Source organism: Dermacoccus sp. CCH2-D9 (assembly GCF_001556795.1).
GTDB classification, from domain to species: domain Bacteria; phylum Actinomycetota; class Actinomycetes; order Actinomycetales; family Dermatophilaceae; genus Dermacoccus; species Dermacoccus nishinomiyaensis.
On record NZ_LSJT01000112.1, the window covers coordinates 1 to 8,643 of the forward strand.

An 8,643-nucleotide genomic window follows, 5' to 3' on the forward strand; every position below is an offset into this window, starting at 1 on the left:
CTTCGGCGCAGCCTTCGTCGTGGACGGCTTCGGCGCAGCCTTCGTCGTGGACGGCGTCGAGGTCGCGGACTTCGTCGGCGTCGAGCTCGAGGAGATCGAGGGAACGTCGGACGCGGTCTTCGAGTCGCTCGAACCGCAAGCGGCCAGCGTCGAAGCGGCTGCCACGGCAGCGGCCGCGGCGATCGTACGAGAAGTGGTGCGGGTGGTCGAGAACGTCATCATGCTCCGATGTCGAAGGTCCCTCACTGGCGGCGCGCAGAGCACCGAAGGCTCGGTGCGAAGCGCTCGGCTCAGGCCTGCGCTCCAGCCCGTCGACCATGAGGTCGAGGGCACGTCCGTGTGATCCAGACTCGGGTTAACCCGGACAACACTGCCGAGGCAACCCGCGAGGGTCAAATTCAGATAACGGAACCGTAACGGATACTGCGACGCGATGGGGCGTCAGGTGCGGCATCCCGGGAAATCTTCCGCTGCAGTGGGATTCGTCACACGCGGTGCCAGCCCCCTTGCGTCGATCGCTGCGCTATGGAATCACGCGCGTGACGCTCACCACGGCCCGTAGACGCGCTCGGACGTCTCCGACAACGCCGCACACAGCGCCGGGACGTCGACGTTCTTGACCTCGGCGAGCGCTCGCACCGTCAGCGGCACGAGGTACGGCGCATTGGTCGCCCCGCGGTGCGGCGACGGCGTCAGGTACGGCGCATCCGTCTCGACGAGGAGCTGCTCGAGCGGCACCTGTGCGAGTGCCGCCCTCAGTTCGCGGGCGTTCTTGAACGTCACGACGCCGGCGACGCTGACGTAATAGCCGCGCTCGACGCACTCGCGCGCCATCGCGACATCACCGCTGAAGCAGTGCAGGACGGTCTTCTCAGGCGCGCCCTGCTCGGCGAGGATGCGCATGACGTCCTCGTGCGCCTCACGGTCGTGGATCTGCAGCGCCTTGCCGAAGCGCTTGGCGAGCTCGATGTGCCACCGGAAACTCTCCTGCTGCACCGCGACGCCGTCGGGGCCGGTGCGGAAGTAGTCGAGCCCGCTCTCACCGACGACACGCACCCGCGTGTGGGCCGCGATGCGCTCGATTTCGGCGTATGCGGCGTCGAGCTCGCCCGCGGCGTACAGCTTGGGCGCCTCGTTGGGGTGCAGCGCGACGCCGCCGAGCAATTCGGGGTGGGCGTCGATGACGCGCTCGGTGAAGCGCGCGCCCGCAAGATCACACCCCACCTGCACCATCCGATCGACGCCGACCGCGACGGCCTCGTCGATGACGGCGCGCACGTCGGGTGGCGCGCCGCCGTCACGGGAGATGTCGAGGTGAGTGTGATTGTCGACGACCGGTGACGGCAGCGGCTGCGGCGGCGTCGGCTTGTCGCTGCGGCGCAGGTTTGGGTCGCTCACGCCGAGATGTTCATTCGCTCGAGTTCCTCCTCGACCACCGCCGGGTCGAACTTCTTGAACGCCGGCTTCGGCTTCGCGATCGGCGTGCCCGGCGCGGCGTCACGCGGCTGCCAGCGCGGCGTGGCCGAGTACTCGCCCGTGATGATGCGGTACGGACGTCCGTCGTCGAGGTCGGTGACCTCCTTCGCGACCGGCATCGGCATGAACTCCCCCTCACCGCCCATGACCTCGTGCACGAGATTCGCGGAGAACGGCACGAACGGCGCCATCATCGTGTTGAGGTCGACGACGCACTGCGCGAGCGTGTGCAGCACCGTCGCGAGACGCTCCCGCTCGTCCTCACCCTTGAGCTTGAACGGCTCCGTCACCGCGACGTACCGGTTGACCTCGCCGACGAGACGCATCGTCTCCGTGAGGGCCGCCTTGAGACGGTTGCGCTCGATGAGCGCACCCACCGTCGCGAACCCGCCGCGCACCGCGTCGAGCACCTCGCGGTCGACATCGGCCAACTCGGACGGCGCCGGGATCTCACCGAAGTTCTTGTGGATCATGCTCGCCGCACGATTGACGAGATTGCCCCAGCCCGCGACGAGTTCCGAGTTGTTGCGCTGCACGAACTCGGCCCACGTGAAGTCCGCGTCCTGACTCTCGGGGCCGGCCGCGACGATGAAGTACCGCAACGGATCGGGACCGTAGCGCTCCAGCACGTCCTTGACGTAGATGACATGCCCCCGACTCGTCGAGAACTGCTTGCCCTCCATCGTCATGAACTCGGACGAGACGACCTCCGACGGCAGGTTGAGATGCCCGAAAGGACTCTCCACCCCGCCCTTCGCGCCCTCGCCATTCGCAGCAAGAAGCTCAGCGGGCCAGATCTGCGAATGAAAGACGATGTTGTCCTTCCCCATGAAGTACTTGGAAACCGCGACTCCGTCGCTGTTTCCAAGTACTTCCGATGCCTTCTGGGCTCCGACGCTGCCCTCGTCGGACGTCGCACGCTCCGCCCGAGCGAGCTCCGCATCTCCGCCCGTGCTCGCAGGCGCGTTCCACCACTCGCGCCACTTGTCGGGCTCGCCGAGGCGACGTGCCCACTCGATCGAGGCCGACAAGTAGCCGACGACGGCGTCGAACCACACGTACAGACGCTTCGTCGGCTGCTCGCGCCATCCGTCGAGCGGCACGGGAATGCCCCAGTCGATGTCGCGCGTCATCGCGCGCGGACGGATCTCCTCGAGGATGTTCTGGCTGAACTTGATGACGTTCGGGCGCCACGTGCCCGTCGCCTCACGCCCGTCGAGCCACGACGACAACGCGTCCGCGAGCGCCGGCAGGTCGAGGAAGAAGTGCTGCGTCTCGATGAACTCCGGCGTCTCACCGTTGATCTTGGAACGCGGATCGATGAGATCCGTCGGGTCGAGCTGGTTGCCGCAGTTGTCGCACTGATCGCCGCGCGCCTCCGCGTACTTGCAGATCGGGCACGTGCCCTCGATGTACCGATCCGGCAGGGTTCGCCCCGTCGACGGGCTGATGGCGCCCGACGTCGTCTGCTCGACCATGTACCCGTTCTCGTGCAGCGCGAGGAACAGCTTCTGCACCACCTCGTAGTGGTTCGCCGTCGTCGTGCGCGTGAACAGGTCGTAGCTGAGGCCGAGGCCGACGAGGTCGTCGACGATGATGCTCGCGTTCTCGTCCGCGAACTCCTGCGGCGTCTTGCCCGCCTTCTCCGCCATGATGACGATCGGCGTGCCGTGCTCGTCGGTGCCCGAGACCATGAGCACGTCATGACCCGCCATGCGCATGTACCGGCTGTAGACGTCGGAGGGCACACCGAAACCGGCGACGTGCCCGATGTGGCGGGGGCCGTTGGCGTACGGCCAGGCAACAGCGGAGAGAACCTTGGTCATGGCCCCATCCTAGGAGTCGCCGCCGACAACCGCTTTCTCGTGTCATCGCCACGGCCGCACCATGAGGTCAAGGCGGCGAGGGGCACATGGCGCCGAGATCGACTCAGTGCAGGCTGCTCTCGTGAGTCGCGTGGCTCGCGGGCTCGAACTGCAGCGTCGAGTGGTCGACGTCGAAGTGGCCTACGAGGCACTCGAGCACCTCGTCGAGCAGCCGCGGGGCGTGCCCGTCGTGAAAGCACTCGTCGTCGATGACGAGGTGCGCCGACAATGCCGGCAGGTCGCTCGTCACGCTCCACACGTGCAGGTCATGCACGTCGCGCACGTGATCGACCTCGAGCATGTGCGCGCGGATCGCCTCGACGTCCGTACCGTCCGGCGCGCCCTCGAGCAGCACGCGCCCGGCCTGCGCGACGAGCCCTGCCCCCGCGTGGAACATGAGAGCGACGACGACGAGCGTCGCGACGGCGTCGGCGCGCATCCACCCCGTCGCCCAGATGACGACGGCGGCCACGGCCGTACCGATGAACCCGTACAGGTCGGTGATGATGTGACGGTACGCGCCCTCGACGTTGAGCGACGTCCGGTTCGCGCGGGCGAGCAGCATGCCCGCGGCGACGTTGACGACGACGCCCGCCAGGGCGACCGCGAGGACGGGTTTCGGCTCGACCTGCGGCGGGTCGACGAGGCGACGCACTACCTCGACGAGCAGCACCGCCCCGAGCAGCAACAACGTGATGCCGTTGCCGAGGCCGGAGAGGATCTCGGCGCGCTTGAACCCGAACGTCAACCGCGCGTTGGCGGGCTTCGCGGCGAGGCGGATCGCCCACAGGGCCAACGCGATGGCGGCGGCGTCCGTCAGCATGTGCGCCGCGTCCGACAGCAGCGCGAGCGAACCCGTCGCGAAGGCCACGACGACCTCGGCGAGCATGTAGAGCACGAGCAGCGCGAGGGCTGCGCTCAGGTAGCCCCGGTCGGCGTCAGCACTCGGAGCATGGCTGTGGGCGTGGCCGCCATGTCCGTGGCCGTCATGCGTAGTCTGCTGCTCATGGGCCTCGCGCCCGTCATGCGATTCGTGTCGTGTGCCCACGCGCCACCTCCTCGGTCGGCACGATGCTAACGGCCCTCATCGACGGCTGAGTCACGTGATGTGCGCTGCGTCACTCAGGACTGACTCGACGCGCATCATGTGCCTCAGCTGCACCGGCGTCGTTCGGGGGAATGCCCGCGGCTGTGCCAGAGTTGACGCAGTGTTTCGCCGGGGCCGGAGGCGCCGGCGGTCGTTGACCCGAAGGACGTGCCATGTTCGCAGCGCTCACCGGGGCGGGCCTGTCGGCTGCCGCCGGTCTCAACGCCTACATCCCGTATCTCGTCGTCGCTCTGCTCGCTCGCTTCACCGACGTCATCACGCTGCCCTCCGGGTTCTCTTGGGTCGAGAGCACGCCGTCGATCGTCATCGCGTCGATCCTGCTCGTGGGCGAGATCATCGTCGACAAGATCCCGGCCCTCGACAGCGTCAACGATGCGCTCGGCACGATCGTGCGCCCCGCCTCGGGCGCCGTCGTCTTCGCGGGGACGGCGGCCGCCGCGAACCTCGACAACTCGCCGTGGATGACGCAGCATCCGTGGGTCGGCCTCATCGGCGGCGCCATCGTCGCGGGCATCTTTCACACGGGAAAGGCCGCCGCGCGCCCCGTCGCGAACGTCGGGACGGGTGGGTTCGCCGCGCCCGTCCTGTCGACGGCGGAGGACGCGACGTCGATCCTGCTCAGCCTCGCGGCCGTCTTCGCGCCGATCCTCGCGCTCGTGCTGCTCGCCGTCGTCGCGTGGGTGATGTGGCGGCTGTGGCGCCGGGTCGTCGCAATGCGTGAGCGCCGCGCCGCGCGCGCCGCGGTCTGAGAGCGCCCGGCCCATGTCGTTTCCCGCCCTCGCCGCCGACTCCGCGCTTGAACACCGCCTTCGGCGCCGTCGTCTCGTGCGCAGCATCGTCGCGGCGCTCGTCATCGCGCTCGTCGTGTTCGGGGTGATGCGGACGTGGCACGCCGTCACCGCCTCGGGTCAGAACCCGCACGTCGCGACGAAGACGGTGACGCTCATCGCCGCCGAACCGCGAGACGACGGCGTCCACGTGCGGGCGCGACTCGACGCGCCGTCGGTCGATGCGACCTCACACGAACTCGAAGCCGTCATCCCGACCGCGACGTGGAACCTCACCCATGCGCTGTGGGCCTGCTACCCCCCGAACGACCCGGCCCGCGGCAGCCTGCGCACGCCCCTCGACCCCGGTTGCGTGTACTTCGTCGACGCCCAGGACTGACGACCGGGCCTGCGGTTGCTCGGGGGCGCTAACCGTCAGCGCGCCGCGAGAGCAGCGTCGTACAGGGTCTTCTTGGACAGGCCGCTCGCCTGGGCGACCTGGCCGCACGCGTCCTTGAGCCGCACTCCCCCGGCGACGAGATCGAGCACCGTCGCGACCGCATCCTCGAGCGACGCCTCGCGAGGTTCGGCACCCTCGACGACGACGGTGATCTCGCCGCGTGCCCCGTCGAGGGCCCACGCCGCGAGTTCGCGCAGACCACCGCGGCGGACCTCCTCGTACGTCTTCGTCAGTTCACGACAGACCGCGCCGCGCCGCTCGTCGCCGAACGCGTCGGCCATCGCCTCGAGCGTCACCGCCAAACGGTGCGGCGCCTCGAAGAACACCATCGTGCGTGCCTCGTCGGCGAGCGCCGCGAGCGTGCGGGCGCGTTCGCCGGCCTTGCGCGGCAGGAACCCCTCGAAGCAGAACCGGTCGACGGGCAGCCCTGACACCGCGAGCGCCATGAGGACGGCCGACGGACCGGGCACGCACGTCACCGTCAGGTCGCGTTCGACGCACGCGGCGACGAGGCGGTACCCCGGGTCGCTGACGCTCGGCATCCCGGCGTCGGTGACGAGCAGGACGCGTTCGCCTGCGGCGATGCGCTCGACGATCTCGCCCGTGCGCTGGGCCTCGTTGTGCTCGTGGTAGCTCATCATCGACCCGCTCGGGGTGACGCCCAGCGCGTCGCAGAGCCGCTTCGTCCGCCGCGTGTCCTCCGCGAGGATCAGCGGCGCGCTCGCGAGTTCGTGGGTGAGACGCGGTGCCGCGTCCGTCGGGTCGCCGATCGGCGTCGCGGCGAGAACGAGGGCGGGGACGGGTGCTTCGGTACTCACGCGGCCATGGTGTCACGCTGGCGCAGGCGCGCCTCGTGCCCGCCGCGGGTCGACCTGGGTCACGGGGCGTGACGTCGGAGCGGGCCCCTCCTGTCAGTGCCACCGACTACGCTGGCCAACCGGGGCAGACCGTCCCACCGCCAGCCCGCGAGGATCGAGGACGCCACCGGTGAACGCCACCCTGACTGACGCCCCGTCGTCCGCCACCCGCGTCGACACCGACGGCCATCCCGACCGTGACGAGTTGATGCTGCGCGAGCGCCTGCTCGGCGCCCCGGCGAGTGCGCAGCAGAAGTTGTGGAGCTGGTTCGGCCCCCTGACGGTCATGCTGATCGGCGGTTTGCTGCGGCTGTGGGATCTGGGGCGCCCGCACCAGCTGATCTTCGACGAGACGTATTACGTCAAGCAGGGCTGGTCGATGATCCTGTACGGCCACGAACGCAAGACGCCCGCGAACATGCCGGAGCCGGACGCGTTCTTCACGCACGGCCAGGTGCCGACCGTATACGGCACCGAACCCGACTTCATCGTCCATCCGCCGTTCGGCAAATGGATGATCGGCGCAGGCGAGCACCTGTTCGGCATCACCTCCTCGTTCGGCTGGCGCATCGCAGTGGCACTCACCGGCACGCTCGCGATCCTGCTCGTCGGGCGCGCGGCCTGGCACCTGTTCCGCTCGGCGACGCTCGCGACGATCGCGGCGCTGCTGACCGCGTTCGAGGGCATGGAATTCGTCATGTCGCGCACGTCGATCCTCGACGGGCTCGTCAGCTTCTGGGCTCTCGCCGGGTTCGTCGCGATCCTCGCCGACCGCGACCGCAGCCGTCGGATCCTCGCGCGCAAGGTCGCGCAGCTGCGTCGTGACGGCGACTGGTCGTTCGATGCGAAGCAGCGCCTCGCCGGCCCGTCGCTCGGCCTGCGCCCGTGGCGCTGGGTCGCCGCCGTGTGCCTCGGCCTCGGCATGGCGACGAAGTGGTCCGACGGGTTCTATCTCGCCGCGATCGGTCTGCTCACCGTGTTCTGGGATCTCGGAGCGCGCCGCGCCGTCGGCGTCCGCCGCTGGCTCTCGGCGACCGTCATCAAGGACGCCGTCACCGGGGCGCTCATCATCGTCCCCACGGCATGCCTGACATATCTGCTCACCTGGGCCGGATGGTTCCACTCGAACGACGCCTGGGGACGCAACTGGGCCGCGAGCAACCCGGCGACCAAGAACACCGGGTTCGCACCCGATTCGAGCCTGTTCTCGTGGCTGCCCGACAGCCTGCGCAGCCTGTGGCATTACCACATCCAGATGTACGACTCGGCGGAGAGCATCACGTCGCCACACACGTATCAGTCGAACCCGTGGTCGTGGATGGCGCAGACACGCCCCACCTCGTTCTTCTACGAGGCGCCTGCGAAGGGCGATCAGGGGTGCTCGGTCACGGAATGCTCCAAGGCGATCACCTCGCTCGGCAACGTCACCATCTGGTGGTTCGGCATCGCCGCCCTGCTCGTGTGCATCTTCATGTGGGCGCTGCGCCGCGACTGGCGTGCCGGGACGCTCATCGCACTCGTGCTCGCCGGATGGCTGCCCTGGTTCAGCTATCAGGAGCGCACCGTCTTCACGTTCTACGCGGTCGTGTTCGCGCCCTACGTCATCCTGGCCGTCACGTACTGCCTGGGCTTGATCCTCGGACCCGCCACCGCGAGCCTGCGACGGCGACGCATCGGCGCCGGCGTCGTCGGTGCGTACGTCGTGCTCGCCGTCGCGACGTTCGTCTTCTTCTGGCCGATCTACACCGCGCAGGTCATCCCCCACGACCACTGGAGCTGGCGGATGTGGCTGCCGTCCTGGATCTGACGGGGGCTTCCGGCGCGGGTCGCGTACCGACCGGCGGTCGAGGCTCGTGATGCCGGCGGCGGAGCCCGCGGCTTCGCCGATCACCAATGCGCGACCTCTCATCGTGCTATGACCCAGGTCACGATCTGGGTACGAATCGGCTGACGCGCGGCGGGGCGATTGTCCGATGCGATACGAGCCGTCAGAGTTCTCCACATGAACGCACCCCATCCGCCCGCTGACGGCGAAGCTCTCAGCAGCGGCCTCAAGCCGCGCCACGTCACGATGATCTCGATCGCCGGCGTCATCGGCGCCGGCCTCTTC

The 8,643-nt window shown here is 68.8% G+C and carries 8 protein-coding genes; 4 read left to right on the plus strand and 4 right to left on the minus strand.

Annotated elements, in window-relative coordinates:
• Nucleotides 1-19: 19 nt before the first annotated feature.
• Nucleotides 20-343, plus strand: a complete 324-nt coding sequence (locus tag AX669_RS09825; RefSeq protein WP_156444980.1) for a hypothetical protein — start codon at nt 20-22, stop codon at nt 341-343.
• A gap of 203 nt (nt 344-546) precedes the next feature.
• On the opposite strand, the gene AX669_RS09830 is transcribed toward AX669_RS09825, so the two are convergent.
• The 3 genes from AX669_RS09830 to AX669_RS09840 all read right to left on the minus strand — a co-directional run bounded on the left by AX669_RS09830 (nt 547) and on the right by AX669_RS09840 (nt 4,389).
• The gene (locus AX669_RS09830) at nt 547-1,398 is read right to left on the minus strand and encodes a TatD family hydrolase (protein WP_062258151.1); all 852 of its coding nucleotides are present in this window, start codon (nt 1,396-1,398) and stop codon (nt 547-549) included.
• A complete protein-coding gene (metG, locus tag AX669_RS09835) occupies nt 1,395-3,302 on the minus strand; it encodes a methionine--tRNA ligase (RefSeq protein ID WP_006946793.1) in 1,908 nt (635 codons plus the stop codon). Before metG ends, AX669_RS09830 begins: the two co-directional genes overlap by 4 nt.
• 103 nt (nt 3,303-3,405) lie before the next feature.
• Entirely contained in the window at nt 3,406-4,389 is a 984-nt protein-coding gene (locus AX669_RS09840; RefSeq protein ID WP_082740814.1) for a cation diffusion facilitator family transporter, read from the minus strand.
• A gap of 212 nt (nt 4,390-4,601) precedes the next feature.
• On the opposite strand from AX669_RS09840, the gene AX669_RS09845 reads away from it, so the two are divergent.
• Both AX669_RS09845 and AX669_RS09850 read left to right on the plus strand, forming a co-directional pair.
• Complete coding sequence (locus AX669_RS09845) at nt 4,602-5,198, plus strand: DUF4126 domain-containing protein (RefSeq protein WP_006946758.1); 597 nt, start codon at nt 4,602-4,604, stop codon at nt 5,196-5,198.
• 13 nt (nt 5,199-5,211) lie between these two features.
• A complete protein-coding gene (locus AX669_RS09850) occupies nt 5,212-5,616 on the plus strand; it encodes a hypothetical protein (protein ID WP_156444981.1) in 405 nt (134 codons plus the stop codon).
• 35 nt (nt 5,617-5,651) lie between these two features.
• Here AX669_RS09850 and rsmI read toward each other — a convergent pair whose 3' ends face one another.
• The gene (gene rsmI / locus AX669_RS09855) at nt 5,652-6,494 is read right to left on the minus strand and encodes a 16S rRNA (cytidine(1402)-2'-O)-methyltransferase (RefSeq protein WP_062258155.1); all 843 of its coding nucleotides are present in this window, start codon (nt 6,492-6,494) and stop codon (nt 5,652-5,654) included.
• Between the two features lie 169 nt (nt 6,495-6,663).
• Here rsmI and AX669_RS09860 point away from each other — a divergent pair, with 169 nt between their 5' ends.
• Nucleotides 6,664-8,340 (plus strand): dolichyl-phosphate-mannose--protein mannosyltransferase, encoded by a 1,677-nt coding sequence (locus AX669_RS09860; protein ID WP_082740816.1) that lies wholly within the window; start codon nt 6,664-6,666, stop codon nt 8,338-8,340.
• The last annotated feature ends 303 nt before the right edge of the window (nt 8,341-8,643 follow it).

Excerpts from the sequence above, each read along its gene's own strand:
- AX669_RS09850 (WP_156444981.1), top strand. The coding sequence starts at position 5,212 with ATGTCGTTTCCCGCCCTCGCCGCCGACTCCGCGCTTGAACACCGCCTT.
- metG (WP_006946793.1), bottom strand. The coding sequence starts at position 3,302 with ATGACCAAGGTTCTCTCCGCTGTTGCCTGGCCGTACGCCAACGGCCCC.
- AX669_RS09845 (WP_006946758.1), top strand. The coding sequence starts at position 4,602 with ATGTTCGCAGCGCTCACCGGGGCGGGCCTGTCGGCTGCCGCCGGTCTC.